The 14,836-nt window shown below is 25.9% G+C and carries 13 protein-coding genes; 10 read left to right on the forward strand and 3 right to left on the reverse strand.

What is annotated here, in order from left to right; all coding sequences use genetic code 11:
- The first annotated feature begins 44 nt into the window (after nt 1-44).
- The 4 genes from lon (at nt 45) to rsgA (ending at nt 5,936) form a co-directional block, all read left to right on the forward strand.
- Nucleotides 45-2,354, forward strand: coding sequence for an endopeptidase La (lon, locus tag ABGF48_RS08145; protein WP_456264624.1), 2,310 nt, complete (start codon nt 45-47; stop codon nt 2,352-2,354).
- On the forward strand, nt 2,341-2,931 hold the full coding sequence (yihA, locus tag ABGF48_RS08150) for a ribosome biogenesis GTP-binding protein YihA/YsxC (protein ID WP_408105842.1): 591 nt from the start codon (nt 2,341-2,343) through the stop codon (nt 2,929-2,931). The genes lon and yihA overlap by 14 nt, the downstream gene beginning before the upstream one ends.
- Before the next feature lie 509 nt (nt 2,932-3,440).
- Nucleotides 3,441-4,928 (forward strand): ATP-binding cassette domain-containing protein, encoded by a 1,488-nt coding sequence (locus tag ABGF48_RS08155; RefSeq protein WP_408105854.1) that lies wholly within the window; start codon nt 3,441-3,443, stop codon nt 4,926-4,928.
- A 9-nt stretch (nt 4,929-4,937) separates the two neighbouring features.
- On the forward strand, nt 4,938-5,936 hold the full coding sequence (gene rsgA / locus ABGF48_RS08160; RefSeq protein WP_408105843.1) for a ribosome small subunit-dependent GTPase A: 999 nt from the start codon (nt 4,938-4,940) through the stop codon (nt 5,934-5,936).
- A gap of 133 nt (nt 5,937-6,069) precedes the next feature.
- On the opposite strand, the gene ABGF48_RS08165 is transcribed toward rsgA, so the two are convergent.
- Both ABGF48_RS08165 and rd read right to left on the reverse strand, forming a co-directional pair.
- Nucleotides 6,070-6,723: a TVP38/TMEM64 family protein gene (locus ABGF48_RS08165; RefSeq protein ID WP_408105844.1), complete on the reverse strand. Its 654-nt coding sequence runs from the start codon at nt 6,721-6,723 to the stop codon at nt 6,070-6,072.
- Between the two features lie 99 nt (nt 6,724-6,822).
- Nucleotides 6,823-6,981 (reverse strand): rubredoxin, encoded by a 159-nt coding sequence (gene rd / locus ABGF48_RS08170; protein WP_408105845.1) that lies wholly within the window; start codon nt 6,979-6,981, stop codon nt 6,823-6,825.
- Between the two features lie 134 nt (nt 6,982-7,115).
- Here rd and ABGF48_RS08175 point away from each other — a divergent pair, with 134 nt between their 5' ends.
- The 3 genes from ABGF48_RS08175 to ABGF48_RS08185 all read left to right on the forward strand — a co-directional run bounded on the left by ABGF48_RS08175 (nt 7,116) and on the right by ABGF48_RS08185 (nt 10,265).
- Nucleotides 7,116-7,496: an ATP-binding protein gene (locus tag ABGF48_RS08175; protein WP_408105846.1), complete on the forward strand. Its 381-nt coding sequence runs from the start codon at nt 7,116-7,118 to the stop codon at nt 7,494-7,496.
- A 120-nt stretch (nt 7,497-7,616) separates the two neighbouring features.
- Nucleotides 7,617-9,431: a translational GTPase TypA gene (gene typA / locus ABGF48_RS08180; protein WP_408105847.1), complete on the forward strand. Its 1,815-nt coding sequence runs from the start codon at nt 7,617-7,619 to the stop codon at nt 9,429-9,431.
- Between the two features lie 195 nt (nt 9,432-9,626).
- Nucleotides 9,627-10,265: a redox-sensing transcriptional repressor Rex gene (locus ABGF48_RS08185; RefSeq protein WP_408105848.1), complete on the forward strand. Its 639-nt coding sequence runs from the start codon at nt 9,627-9,629 to the stop codon at nt 10,263-10,265.
- 67 nt (nt 10,266-10,332) lie between these two features.
- Here the strand turns inward: ABGF48_RS08185 and ABGF48_RS08190 are convergent, their stop codons facing one another.
- Entirely contained in the window at nt 10,333-11,250 is a 918-nt protein-coding gene (locus ABGF48_RS08190; RefSeq protein ID WP_408105849.1) for a helix-turn-helix domain-containing protein, read from the reverse strand.
- Nucleotides 11,251-11,397: 147 nt separating this feature from the next.
- On the opposite strand from ABGF48_RS08190, the gene ABGF48_RS08195 reads away from it, so the two are divergent.
- The 3 genes from ABGF48_RS08195 (at nt 11,398) to ABGF48_RS08205 (ending at nt 14,400) form a co-directional block, all read left to right on the forward strand.
- Nucleotides 11,398-13,626, forward strand: coding sequence for a peptidase domain-containing ABC transporter (locus ABGF48_RS08195; RefSeq protein WP_408105850.1), 2,229 nt, complete (start codon nt 11,398-11,400; stop codon nt 13,624-13,626).
- A gap of 119 nt (nt 13,627-13,745) precedes the next feature.
- Nucleotides 13,746-14,111: a hypothetical protein gene (locus ABGF48_RS08200; protein ID WP_408105851.1), complete on the forward strand. Its 366-nt coding sequence runs from the start codon at nt 13,746-13,748 to the stop codon at nt 14,109-14,111.
- A complete protein-coding gene (locus tag ABGF48_RS08205; RefSeq protein WP_408105852.1) occupies nt 14,098-14,400 on the forward strand; it encodes a hypothetical protein in 303 nt (100 codons plus the stop codon). The genes ABGF48_RS08200 and ABGF48_RS08205 overlap by 14 nt, the downstream gene beginning before the upstream one ends.
- Nucleotides 14,401-14,836: the final 436 nt, after the last annotated feature.

The raw sequence follows: 14,836 nt of genomic DNA on the forward strand, positions 1-14,836 counted from the left end.
TATAAATGAATAGTATTTATAAAAAAACTAAATTAAAAATGCCCATGCTTCCACTTAGGGGTATATGGATATATCCATCAATGTCAATTAGTTTTGATGCTGGAAGAGAATTTTCTAAAAAAGCTATTGAAATTGCTGAGAAAAAAGATGCACATATATTTTTAACTGCACAAATTGATTCAGTAGCAGAAGAAGCTGATAAAGATAATTTTTATACTTATGGAGTTATATCTAAAATTAGACAAAGTATAAAATTGCCAGATGGAAATTATAGAGTTTTAGTAGATGGATTTCATAGAGCTAAAATATTGAAATACATTGATAATCAAGATGGTTATTTTGAAGTTGAATTAGAAAAATCGGAATATGAAGGTGAAAAAGACAGTATTAAATTTGATGCAGCAAAAAAATTAGCATTGGAATATTTGAAAAATTTCATGGAATTTAAGAAAAATATTCCTCAAGAAGCTATATATAGTTTAGGAGAAATCTTAAATCCTTCAAAATTTGTAGATATGTTGATTACATATATAAATCCACATATTATTGATGTTCAAGAATTTTTAGAAGAATATGATGTAACAACAAGACTTGAAAAAGTTATTCAGCATATGGCTAATGACATAGATGTATTAAGATATAAACAAATTATAGAAGATAAAGTAAAAGAGCAAATAAATAAAGGTCAAAAAGAATACTTTTTAAGAGAGCAACTTCAAATTATAAAATCAGAATTAGAAGGAGATGGAAATTCTTTAAGCTTTACAGAAGAATATGAAGAAAAAATTAATAATTTACCAATAAGCGAAGATAATAAAGAGTACTTATTAAAAGAATTATCAAGATTAGAATACATTCCAAATGCATCACCAGAAGTAAATGTGATTAGGGGATATTTGGATAATGTATTGGATATTCCTTTTGGAAAATTTTCAGATGATGAAATTAATATTGAAAAATCAAGAAAAATATTGGATAAAGATCATCACAGCTTAAAAGATGTGAAAGAGAGAATATTAGAATTTTTAGCAGTTAGAAAACTTAAAGAAGACGTTAAGGGTTCAATTTTATGTCTTGTAGGGCCTCCAGGTGTTGGTAAGACCTCAATTGTTAAGTCTGTTGCTGAAAGCATGAATAGAGAATATATATCTATGAGACTTGGTGGACTTACAGATGAAAGTGAAATCAGAGGCCATAGAAAGACATATATTGGTGCAATGCCGGGGAGAATAATTACAAGTCTACAAAGAGCTAAGACGTTAAACCCAGTATTCTTACTTGATGAGATTGACAAGGTAGCATCAAGCTATAAAGCGGATCCAGCTTCAGCCTTGCTAGAAGTTTTAGATCCAAATCAAAATACAGAATTTTTAGATAGATATATTGAAATTCCTGTGGACTTATCAAGGGTAATGTTTGTAACTACTGCAAATACAACATCTACAATTCCAAGACCACTATTAGATCGTATGGAAATAATAGAGTTATCAGGATATGCAGAATATGATAAATTAATTATTGCTAAAAAATTCTTACTTCTAAAGCAAATTAGAGAAAATGGGTTGAAATCATCACAATTACAAGTTTCAGATAGTGTATTAGAATTAATTATAAAAAATTACACAAGAGAATCAGGAGTTAGAAATCTTGAAAGACAAATAGCTAAATTAGCTAGAAAAGCAGCAATGAAAATTGTTGAGGGAGCTAAAGTAGTAAGAGTATCTGTTAAAAATTATAGAGAATTTTTAGGTAAAGAAAGAATTTTGGATGATGATATAGTAAGAACTCCGGAAGTTGGGATTGTTACAGGTCTTGCATGGACCCCGGTAGGTGGAGAATTACTTCAAATAGAAATAAACACCATGAAAGGAAAAGGTAAAGTTCAACTGACTGGATCTTTGGGTGATGTTATGAAAGAATCAGCAATGGCTGCACTTTCATATATTCGTTCAAATCAAGAAAAACTTAATATTTCAGAAGAATCATTTGAAAAATTAGATATTCATTTACATGTACCGGAAGGTGCAACTCCTAAGGATGGACCATCAGCAGGTATTACAATTTCTACAGGTATAATTTCAGCGCTTACAAATCAAAGAGTAAGACAAGATATTGCAATGACTGGAGAAGTAACGATAAGAGGTAGAGTTTTACCTATAGGTGGACTTAAGGAAAAATCTTTAGCAGCATTAAGATATGGAATAAAAAATATTATCATTCCTAAATTAAATGAAAAAGATTTAGATGATATACCTGAAGAAATTAGAAAAGATATGAAATTCTATCCTGTAAGTTCAGTAGAAGAGGTAATAAAGTTAGCATTAGTAAATGAGGATGAAAATGAAAATAAATAATCCGGAGCTTGAAAAAATAGCTGTTAAACCAGAGCAATATCCACAAAATAATTTGCCGGAAATAGCACTAGCCGGAAGGTCAAATGTTGGTAAATCATCTTTGATTAATTCTCTAGTAAATAGAAAAAACTTAGCAAGAACAAGCTCTAAACCAGGTAAGACAAGAACTGTAAATTTTTATAATATCGATGATAAATTTAGATTAGTTGATCTACCAGGATATGGATATGCTGCCGTTTCTAAATCAGAAAAGGATAAGTGGGCAGAAACAATTGAAACATATTTGAGTGTTAGGGAAAATCTTAGAGAGGTTGTTTTACTAGTTGATATTAGACATGAGCCATCAGAGCAAGATTTAATGATGTACAATTGGATATTAGATATGGGATTTTCAGGATATGTGATTGCTACAAAACTTGATAAAATAGGTAAATCTAGATTGCAACAGCATATAAAAGCTGTGGCTACTAAACTTGGTATAGAAGATAGAAAAAAAATAATTTACTATTCTTCAGAAACTAAGGAAAATAAGGATTATATATATAAATTTATTGAAAATACAATATTAAATTATTGATGGTAAACATAAAAATGTGTTTAATATGATTATAAAATTATATATTTGCTAATATGGAAATAGATATACAAAAAATTTTTTGTATGATATAATATAATCTATAATAAGGAAAGAAAATCTTATACTTTATGATAAAAATTGAGAAAGGAGTTAAAATGATTAAATTAGATAATTTATTAATAAAAGAAAAAGAAATATTTGATTTAAAAACGACTTTTGAAGTTTTAGATAAAGATGGCGAAACTGTACTCACAGGATGTAGGTTATATTAAAGATTAGGTGTTGCTTAATTTATATAATCTTGTGGAAGAGAGCATATTTTACAATTTTAGTTTTTAATTATTTTAAATCAGAAAGATTTTTCTTTCTGATTTTTTTTATGTAAAGGAGAAAAAATGAATTTTTTATATTATTTAAGGAAAAAGTGGAAGTTAACCTTAGTTATAATATTATTAAATATATTAGAACAATTTTGTGTAGTATTTTGGGGATTTTAAACAGCTAAACTTATTACTAATATATCTGGGAAAAATATTAATGAGTTTAGGTTTTGGCTTATATTAATGATAGCAGACATAACAATTTGGATATTTGAGATATACTTAAAAAAAATATATTATCAAAAATGGGTCCAAGAAACTAATATAGAGATAAGAAAAGATATAACAAAAAAATTATTAAATACAGATTACAAGGAATATGTAAAAAAAGACACAGGAGCATATATTTCATGGTTAACAAATGATATTTCAATGATAAATGATTATGGATTTGATGTTTTGAATTATATAATTGGACAAGTTATTTCAATTATTTTTAGTGTAATTGCAACAGTATACTTTAATTTTTCTATATTATTTACAATGATTATTTTAGCTATATTTGTTATAAATGCACCAAAGTTATTTAAGAAAAAAGTACAATCTGAAATGGAAAAAGTAAGTATTGAAAATGAGAATTTAACAAATGATTTAACCGATATTTTTAACGGATATGAAGATTTAAAATTTTTGAACTTAGAAGATTATATGATTAATAGAGTAGAAAGATCATCACGAAAATTAGCTAGACAAAGGTATATTTATGCAGATATATCAGGAAAAATGTTAAGTGTTGTAAATGGAACAAGTTTAGTAAGCCAAGTAATATTATTTTCTCAAACAGCATATTTGTTTTTTTATGGATTATTACCAATAGGCGCAATAAGTGGTATTCAATATTTTTCAGCGCTTATATTTTCAGGTTTAACTGGATTATCTGCAAATTTACTGGAAATGAAAGCTGTAAATCCAATATTTAAGAAATTTGATGATATAATTGAAAGTAAAAGTATTGAATTATTAAAAATTAATTCATCATTAAATAATTCAATTGATTTTAAAAATATAAATTTTAGGTATGGTAATAATACAAAAATATTAAACAATTTTAGTTATAACTTCGAAAAAGGGAAAAAATATGTGATAATAGGAGATTCCGGTAAAGGTAAAACTACATTATTAAATATTTTAATAGGAAAATTGGGAAATTATGATGGAGATATAATGTGGGATAATAAAAATATTAAGGAAATAAACAAAGATTCAATAAGAAATAAAATTATATATTTGAATCAAAATCCTCACATATTTAATGCTAGTATAAAAGAAAATATTCTTTTATCAGAAAATATAAGTATAGATAGATTAAATAAAGTCATAAAAGATGTAGGGTTGGAACCTTGGATTAAAACTTTGCCAGATGGTATAAATACAATCATAAAAATGAATGGAAAAAACATTTCAGGAGGACAAAAGCAAAGAATAGTAATAGCAAGAGGATTATTGAGAAATAAAGATATTATTTTACTTGACGAATCTACATCATCACTCCATAATGAAGCAGCACTTGAAATTGAAAAAATGATATTTTCAAATAATGATTTAACAGTAATTATGGTTACTCATTTATTAAGGGAAGAAATAAAAAATATGATAGATGATATTATAAAAATGTAGGAGAAAACAATGAGTATAAGCTATGGAGTAGAAGAATATATTAACAGAAATTTTTTATCCTTAAATCGGAATATCTATCGTATAATAAATAAAAGTAGGACTTATTTTAAGTTAGCTAAAAGTGATAAAGATATTATAAGGGTTAGTATAACAGGTAACAATGATTCCTATGTAGTAGGGGACTTTGTAGAAATAATTCAATATGACAATATAAATTATATACAAAAATTATATACAAGATATTCAATTATAAGTAAGGCTACTAATACTACAAAAAAAGATTATGGATATAATGGAGGTGAACAAATACTTGCTTCAAATGTAGATCAAATCTTTATTATAATCGCAGCAGACCAAAGGTTTACTTTATCTAAATTTGAGCGATATTTACTGACTTTTGGAAACATGGCTAAAGATATAATAGTTTTAATTTCTAAAAGTGATTTTGATGAAAATACTAAAAAAATTTTTAAAACGATTAAAGATGTTTATCCGAATATAGAAGTTATCTATTATTCAATATATAATAAAAATTCAATGATGAACGTAAAAATGTTTTTTAAGGAAAATAAAACAGCCATATTAGTAGGATCATCTGGGGCTGGCAAATCAACCTTAACTAATTATTTGCTATCGGTAGAAAATGCAGTAATACAAGATGTTAGAAGTGATGGAAAAGGAAAACACACAACCACATCAAGCTCTCTTTATTATTTGTCAGAAACTAATTCGTATTTGATAGATACACCGGGGTTTAAGACAATTTCCACAAGAAGAGAAGTAGATGAAGATATTTTATTTGAAGAGATAAGCAATTTGAGTAATTTTTGTAAATTTAATGATTGCAAACATGATACAGAACCGGGATGTGCTGTAAAAAAAGCAATTGAAAATGGAGATTTATCAAGAGAGTTATATGATAGATATCTTATAAATAAATATAAGGAACTTCGATTTAAAAAGTTTGAAGAAAAGAAATTTGCAAAAAAAGAGAGAAAAAAGATATAATATTAAACACTTATTAGATTTTATAAGTCTAGTATTATATGTGAACCGATGGAATTCCTTTTAAGTTTTTTAAAAAGAATTCCCAAAATATATTAAATTAGGGAATTCTTTTTTATTTTTATTTTCAACAAATTTAAAATATTAATCTATACAAAGCCTCATATCCATATTGCATAATATATAAAATAATTCCTATTGCCCAGAATTTTAATAATGCTGTTATTATAAAAAATCTATGAAACTTAAAGTCTGTCATACCACATATCATGCAAGAAATATCATCAGGCATAAATGGTACGATAAGTACGATTATAAACATTTTTTCTATTTTATTTCCTTTATTTAACCAATCAATTTGTTTATTTATGGCTTTTTCAGTAAATAGTAAACCAATGAATTTTTTTCCAAATTTTCTACCCAAATAAAAGTTTATAACTGAACCAATCATTATCGCGACATAATTTAAAATAAATCCAATTAATGGTCCATACGCTATAACAACCGATAGATTAGTTATACCCGATGGATTTACAGGGAAAACTGTAAAAAATGCTTGTAATACTATAAAAAACAATGGGGCGAATATACCGAATTTTGAAAGAAGTCTGGCAAATTTTTCTCTATCAACAAAATAACCTTCCTTAAAAGCAAACACGGTTAAAATGATAATAGCGATAGTAATTACTAATCCAAAAACTTTTAATATTTTTCTTCTTTTATTAATTTTATTATCTAAATGTTCTTCTTTAATTTTTTCTAATTTTTCTTTATTATAATCTTGAGTCATCTTTCCTCCTAGATTATAATACATGTAATAAAAATTAAATTCAAATATATTACAAAATCTTAAAATAAAAAAGAGACTAATCTAGCCTCTTTATAAATCTTATAATTCTTCAAATAAGTCTTTATCAACTCCACATACTGGACATGTCCAATCTTCTGGAAGTTCATCAAAAGATGTTCCTGGTTCGATACCGTTATCTGGATCACCTACTTCTGGATCATAGATGTAACCACATGCTGTGCATTCCCATTTTGTCATAAATATTCCTCCCTCATTGTATATTATATTTAATATTATACACGATATTATGGAAAATTTAAACTATTCACAAATATGATTAAAATTTATTTACTTTGGGTAACATAATAATGCAGTAAAAGAAAGGAGGGCAAATGGAATATTTTCTAAATAAAGAATTTTGTGGTGGAATAAAGAATATAAATACACTTGTTGATAAAATATTGAAAGATGTCACTCCTATTTTAAATGAAGATCTAATTTTTGATGTAAGACTTATATTAAATGAACTTTTAATTAATTGTCATGAACACGGAAACAAATTTGATGATGAAAAATCTATAAAACTAGTATTTGAAGTTAATGATGAAAGCATTTATTTTTCAGTTGCAGACCAAGGGCAAGGAATTACTGGTAGAAAAATTTATGAAAATAGTGAGTGTAAATGTCATGGTAGAGGTTTGATATTAGTTGAATCATTAGTTGATGATATTAAATTTGAAGAAAATAAAGTTAACTGTTTTATAAAATTATAGCTCCATTATCTTTTTAGATAGAATGGAGTTTTTTTATTTCATTATGCGTTATTTTGTGATAAAATCTATTTTGTGAAAAAATACGAGTTAATAAAAAAAGTAACCCAGGGAGGGTACAGAATGAAAAAAATAAGAAATATAGCAATTATTGCTCACGTTGATCATGGTAAAACAACTTTGGTTGACTCAATGTTAAGACAAAGTGGTATTTTTAGAGAAAATCAAGAAGTGTCAGAAAGAGTTATGGATAATAATGACTTAGAAAAAGAAAGAGGAATTACAATCCTATCTAAAAATACAGCTATTAATTATGAAGGATACAAAATTAATATTATTGATACGCCGGGACATGCTGATTTTGGTGGAGAAGTAGAACGTGTATTAAAGATGGCGGATGGAGTATTACTATTAGTAGATGCTTTTGAAGGAGTTATGCCTCAAACAAAATTTGTAATAAAGAAAGCAATCGAATTAAAGTTGCCAGCTTTAATTTGTTTGAATAAAATAGATAGAGATAAGGCAAGACCTGAAGAGGTAATTGATGAAATTTTAGATTTGTTTATAAGCTTAGAAGCTCCAGAAGAATATTTAGAAGCACCAATTATTTATGCATCAGGTAAAAATGGATGGGCTAGTCTTGAATCTGGAGTGCAAAAAGAAGATTTGAAAGACTTGTTAGATACAATTGTTGAACATATTCCCGAACCAAAAGGAGATTTGGATAGACCTTTTGAAGTTTTAATTTCTACAACAGACTACAGCGAATATTTAGGAAGAATAGGTATCGGTAAAGTAGAGCAAGGTGAAATTAAAGTTGGAGATCCAGCCTTCATACTTAACTATAATGATCCATCAAAGAAAATGAGAATTAAAATAACAACAATCTACGAATTTGAAGGATTAAATAGAGTTGAAGTGCAAAGTGCTAAAGCTGGTTCAATCGTTGCTATTTCAGGGGTGGAAGGTATTCATATTGGGGATACACTATGTCAAAATGAAGACATGGATCCAATAGAATTTGTTAGAATATCAGAACCTACATTGGCGATGAGATTTTTAGTAAATAATTCTCCATTTGCAGGATTGGAAGGAGATTTTGTAACATCAAGACACTTAAGAGCTAGACTTATGAAGGAAAAAGAAACAGATGTTAGCTTGAAGGTGGAAGATACAGAATCAACAGATGCATTTAAGGTAAGTGGTAGAGGAGAATTACATTTATCCGTTCTTATTGAAAATATGAGAAGAGAAGGATATGAATTCCAAGTATCTAAGCCGGAAGTTTTGTTCCATGAAGAAAATGGTAAAAAAATGGAACCAATGGAAATTGTTACAATTGACGTTGAAGAACAATATGTTGGGACAATTATAAATAAATTAGGTGTTAGAAAGGCTGAAATGACAGCCATGGAAAACACATCAGCAGGATATGTAAGGGTTACATTTAAGATGCCGGCAAGAGGTATGATTGGTTATAGACAAGAATTTATCTCTGATACAAAAGGTACAGGTATCATTAATACAGAATTTGATGCTTATGAACCATATAAAGGAGATATTCCTTCAAGACAATTTGGTTCATTAATTGCTTATGAAACAGGTAAAGCAACAGGGTATGCTCTTGATTCTGCATGGAAAAGAGGAAATATATTTATTGAGCCAGGTGATGAAGTTTACGAAGGAATGGTTGTTGGAGAAAATCCAAAGGGATTAGATATTGAAGTTAACGTAGCTAAGAGGAAAGCAAAGACAAATATCAGATCGTCTGCATCAGATGATGCTCCAAACTTGCCACCAGCAAAGAAATTGAGTTTGGAAGAAATGTTAGAATTTATCGAAAATGATGAATTAGTAGAAGTTACACCAAAGAGCTTAAGAATTAGAAAGAAAATATTAAATTCAGAAATGAGATATAAATCAAAGAAAAATAGTTAAAAATAAATAGTAAATAGAGAAAACTCAGCTAAGAGGAATAAAACTTTAGCTGAGTTTTTTATTTAAATTTTACATAGATTTAACATTATATATATTTAGAATGAACATAAATTTAATAAACTATAACAATATAATTGACAAAAAAATAATAAAAAATATATAATAATATTAGTAAACAAATGGGAGGATAAATAGATGAATAAAAACAAAATATCTCCAGCTGTTGTAAGACGTTTACCAAAATATTTTAGATACTTGACTAATCTTGAAAATGAAGGAATTGAAAAAATTTCTTCAAGACAATTAGGCGAAATTACAGGATTTACAGCATCTCAAATAAGACAAGATTTGAATCATTTTGGCGGATTTGGTCAACAAGGTTATGGATATAGAGTTACGGATTTAAAAAATTCAATAATTAAGATTATTGGTTTAAATCAAGAATATAATGTTGCAATAGTTGGATTTGGACATATAGGGCAAGCTATATATAGATATAGAGGATTTGATACAAAGAAATTTAATGTATTGGGAGTCTTTGATTTAGAAGATTATGAAGCATTAGATGGAAAAGTTAAAGTTCAATCAATTGATAAATTTGAAGAATTTCTTACAAAAAATCACATAGATATAGTTGTTTTAACAGTACCAAAAGAAGAAGCTCAAAAAGTTTCAGATATGTTAGTTGGTAAAAATGTAAAAGGTGTTTGGAATTTTGCACCAACAAATGTTAAAGTAGATGATAACATCCCGGTAGAAAATATTCACCTAAGTGAATCGCTATATACTTTAATTTATTATATGGGAAATCCAGAACAATATGTAGAAAAATAAGAAATAAAGTTCACTGACGGCAATGGTTCTCGCTTCTAAAGAAGCTGTGGATGTGCCTACGTGAACTTTATTTTTTATTGTTTATAATATTTAATATGATTTTTTTAGTATTTAGTTTATTTAATTTATCACATAATTCAAGAGAATTATTTAAATTTTCGTTTGCTTTTTCTTGTTCATTCAACTTTTCGTAAATTTGATATTTTAAAAAGTATAGATAAGGATAGTAGTTTGATAAATTAGATGTATCTATATTAAATAAATTATTTATCATTTTTAAGCATTCTTGATATTTAGCTTTTCTCATTTGTATTATTATATAATTTATTTTTATAGAAATATATGTACTGGATATTATTAAAATTTTTTTATTACAAAATTCAATTATTTCAGTATATTTATTATATCCATCTGTGTAGCTTTTTAATATTCCTAATTCCTTTAAGCATCTAAATTCTAAAATATTGTATTTATATTTATCATAATTTTCTATATTATAATCCGGATTATTTATTTTTAATGATTTAATAAAAAATTTGTAAGCATTGTCAAAATCTCTAGGTATATTTCTTAAATAGTATATACCTTTAATTAGATAAAAATATTGAGATATGTAGGGAGTTTTATCTAAATTTTTCTCTAAAATTTGTATTTCTTTATTTAAAGAGGTAAAGTTCATATCACTTAATTTATTTTCTATTGAATTTATTGCATTTTCTATTGAATTTATTGCATTTTCTATTGAATTTATTGCATTTTCTACTTCTTCACTATAAAAAGTTATATGATTATTAAACATGTCTATCAAGTCTAATTTATATACATTTGAAAGTGCAACTAAATAATCTAAAAAAATTTTATTTTCACCTTTTTCTATACGCCTAAGAGTTTTTATATCAATGCAAGCTGCATCAGCAACTTTTTTTTGAGTTAAAGAAAGATTTTTTCGTATATTTTTGAGTTTATTTCCAAAACTATTGTACATAACATATCCTTTTATTATTTTAAAAATTTATATTTATATTACCATATTTTGAATAAAAATAAAAGAGACAAATTTGTCCCTTATAAATATTTTTTTATTATTATATAATTATTAATAATAAAAAGAAAATGATTGCAAGAGGTATATATGATATTAAAAAAATACCATTCTACACTACAACATGACCAATCTGATTGTGCTGCAGCCGTGGTTTCAACGATAATAAAAACTTACGGTCTTGAATTAAGCATAATGAAAATTAGAGAAATAATCGGTACTGATATATATGGAACTACTGTAAAAGGTGTAGTTTATGGATTAGAAAAACTTAATTTTAGTGTTAAAGCAGTAAGATTTAAATTATCAGATTTAAATAAAAAAGTAACACTACCCGCTATTTTGCAAGTTAAAACATTAAGTGGAGAAAATCATTTTATTGTATTACATAAAATTTTAAGAAATAACAAATTTTTAATTGATGATCCAGCAATTGGACTAAAAAAAATAAACAACGAAGAATTAGATAAAATATTTTTAGGAATTGCAATATTTATGATTCCAAAATCAGACTTTGAGGTAAAAAAAGACAAATCAGGGTCTATGTTTAATATATTTAAGCAACTTATATTACCTCAGAAAAAGCTTTTTATTACTATAATACTTACTTCACTACTTTTAAGTATATTTGGTATATTATCCAGTATATTTTCAAAAATACTTATGGATGAAGTAATACCTTATAAATTAAAAAATACATTATTTGTATTCTTATTTGTATTTGGATTAATTTCTATTTTACAAACAATGTTATCTGCATTTAGAAAACATATATTACTATTTTTATCAAGAAAAGTAGATATACCAGTACTTATGGGATATTACAATCATATTATACATTTGCCATATACATTTTTTTCATCAAGAAAAACAGGAGATATAATTACCAGATTTCAAGATGCTATGACTATCAAGGATATTTTTACTTCTGTATCAATATCTTTAATTTTAGACATTGGTTTATCTTTAATAAGTACAATAGTACTTATTAATATAAATTTGAAGTTATTTTTAATTTTATTTGTGATGGTTTTAATTAATATAATATTAATTTATATTTTTAAAAAGCCATATAAAGAAATAAATAAAAAACAAATGGAAGCAGGAGCAGTATTAAATTCTCAATTAATAGAATCTTTACAAAATGTAAATACAGTAAAGGCATTAAATGATGAAGAAAATCAACTTGAAAAATTAGAATATAAATTTGTAAATACATTAAAGATAGCTTATGAAGAAGGAGTTTTATCAAATATACAAGGATCTATCTCATCACTTATAAATACACTAGGTGGGATAATATTTATGGCAGTAGGAGCATTATTTATAATTGATGGAAAAATGAGCATTGGAGATTTATTAGTATTTCAAAGTATAAGTCAATATTTTACAGAACCCATTCAAAATTTGGTAGGATTACAACTTACATTTCAAGAGTCATCAATAGATATTAATAGGTTAAATGAATTAATGGATTTAAAAAGAGAAGATGAAAATATAGAACATAAAATAAAAAATATAGATTTAAAGAAAGATATAAATTTTGACGATTTATCATTTGCATATGGTTCAAGACCAAATTTATTAAACAATTTTAATCTAAATATAAAACAAGGAGAAAAATTTGCATTTGTAGGAGATAGTGGAGCCGGTAAATCAACAATAGTTAAACTGTTATTAAAATTTATAGAGCCAAATGCAGGAAAAATATCAATTGGAGAATACGATTTATCAGATATAGATAGTTATTTTTTAAGAAATAAAATAGCATATATACCACAAGAAATAGAACTATTTTCAGGAACTATTATGGAAAATCTAAAAATAGGTAATCAAAATGCATCATATGAGGAAATTATTTCGGTTTGTAAGATGGTAGGAATACATAATACTATAGATAGATTGCAAAATAAATATATGTCATATATTGAAGAAAAAGGTGGAAATCTATCAGGAGGTGAAAAGCAAAGATTAGCAATAGCGAGAGCTCTTTTATCAGATTCAGATATTTATATATTTGATGAGGCAACATCTAATTTAGACTCATTTAGTGAAAAGATTATACAAGATTTAATCTTTAATAAGATAAAAAATAAGACAGTAATTATAATAGCACATAGAATATCAACAATAGTGAATTGTGATAGGATATGTTTAATAAAAAGTGGACAGATAAAAGAACTTGGTACACATGAAGAACTTTATTCTCTAGGAAGAGAATATCATGATATGGTTATAATTCAAAATAATTTTATAGGAAAATCTGAAAATATGGGAAATTCAATAATAACTGAAGAAGATGAAATAACATATGAATAATAAATAAGGTGAGGTTCGACATATTACTTTATTAAATTTTAGGCAGATGTTACAAATTTTATGATAAATCATAAAGAATTGTAAGTTTCATAAAAAATAATAAAAAATAGGAGGAAAATATGGAATTAGTATTACCACAAAATTATATAGAGATAGAACAAGAAGAGATGGAATATTTGGATGGGGGAGAATTCATAACAAAAAGTGAATGTGCTAGAGGATTAGGGCTTTTAGGTATTTCTCCTGGAACTTATATTGCGATGGCTGGATCCTATGTGTTAGCTAAAAAATTGATAGGTTATGTTTCAAACATATCAGGAATTGCAGGAAAGATTGTTGGTATAATATTGTCCTGGGCAGCAGGACAGGTAATCAATTTTGGATTAGCACTTGCTAGAGGAGCTATTAATAGAGGTGTAGATGTATATTGGAATTGGAATATTTTCAGAGAGCCAATAGGAGTAGGATATAGTGTTAAATATTAAAAGTATATTATATCTGATTTTATCTTTTGTATTTAAGATAGGAATAATAATTTTAATTTATATTTATAAATCAAATATAAATTCAGCAATATTTATTGTACCTATTCTATTTATTATAATAGGATTAATAAATGCAGCATTTATAGACATATATATAAATTTCGGAGATTTGTCAAATTCGTTAATTTTACATAGATTTGATGTGATAATTAAAATTTTATCTATTTATAGTCTTGATATATTTATTGGAAAGGGGCTGTTGCAAATAATTAAGAATGTTATTTTGTAATAGTCTTTTTACATTGTAATTTTAGATATATCATTCAATTTAATAGTAAAAAAAATGGATTAAAAATATATAAAAGTACCATTCCAAACTAAATAATAGAAAAAGGAATTGATAAGAAAATAAGATTTATACTATTCAATTTAACATTAATAAAAAAAGAATGGATTAGAAAAAGATGATAGTACCATTCCAAACTAAATAATAGAAAAAGGAATTGATAAGAAAATAAGATTTATACCATTCAAAAGAACTAAACTTACAATGGAATGGATTGAGTAATAAAATTTATACCATTCAAAAGAACTAAACTTACAATGGAATGGATTGAGTAATAAAATTTATACCATTCAAAAGAACTAAACTTACAATGGAATGGATTGAGTAATAAAATTTATACCATTCTAAAAGTGAAAATCATAAAAAGAAATGAAAAATC

It is taken from the genome of Helcococcus bovis (genome assembly GCF_046035835.1).
Lineage (GTDB): Bacteria > Bacillota > Clostridia > Tissierellales > Peptoniphilaceae > Helcococcus > Helcococcus bovis.

Coding starts and splice junctions, on each gene's coding strand:
- lon (WP_456264624.1), top strand. CDS start 45: ATGCTTCCACTTAGGGGTATATGGATATATCCATCAATGTCAATTAGT.
- yihA (WP_408105842.1), top strand. CDS start 2,341: ATGAAAATAAATAATCCGGAGCTTGAAAAAATAGCTGTTAAACCAGAG.
- rsgA (WP_408105843.1), top strand. CDS start 4,938: ATGAGTATAAGCTATGGAGTAGAAGAATATATTAACAGAAATTTTTTA.
- ABGF48_RS08165 (WP_408105844.1), bottom strand. CDS start 6,723: ATGACTCAAGATTATAATAAAGAAAAATTAGAAAAAATTAAAGAAGAA.
- rd (WP_408105845.1), bottom strand. CDS start 6,981: ATGACAAAATGGGAATGCACAGCATGTGGTTACATCTATGATCCAGAA.
- ABGF48_RS08175 (WP_408105846.1), top strand. CDS start 7,116: ATGGAATATTTTCTAAATAAAGAATTTTGTGGTGGAATAAAGAATATA.
- typA (WP_408105847.1), top strand. CDS start 7,617: ATGAAAAAAATAAGAAATATAGCAATTATTGCTCACGTTGATCATGGT.
- ABGF48_RS08185 (WP_408105848.1), top strand. CDS start 9,627: ATGAATAAAAACAAAATATCTCCAGCTGTTGTAAGACGTTTACCAAAA.
- ABGF48_RS08190 (WP_408105849.1), bottom strand. CDS start 11,250: ATGTACAATAGTTTTGGAAATAAACTCAAAAATATACGAAAAAATCTT.
- ABGF48_RS08195 (WP_408105850.1), top strand. CDS start 11,398: ATGATATTAAAAAAATACCATTCTACACTACAACATGACCAATCTGAT.
- ABGF48_RS08200 (WP_408105851.1), top strand. CDS start 13,746: ATGGAATTAGTATTACCACAAAATTATATAGAGATAGAACAAGAAGAG.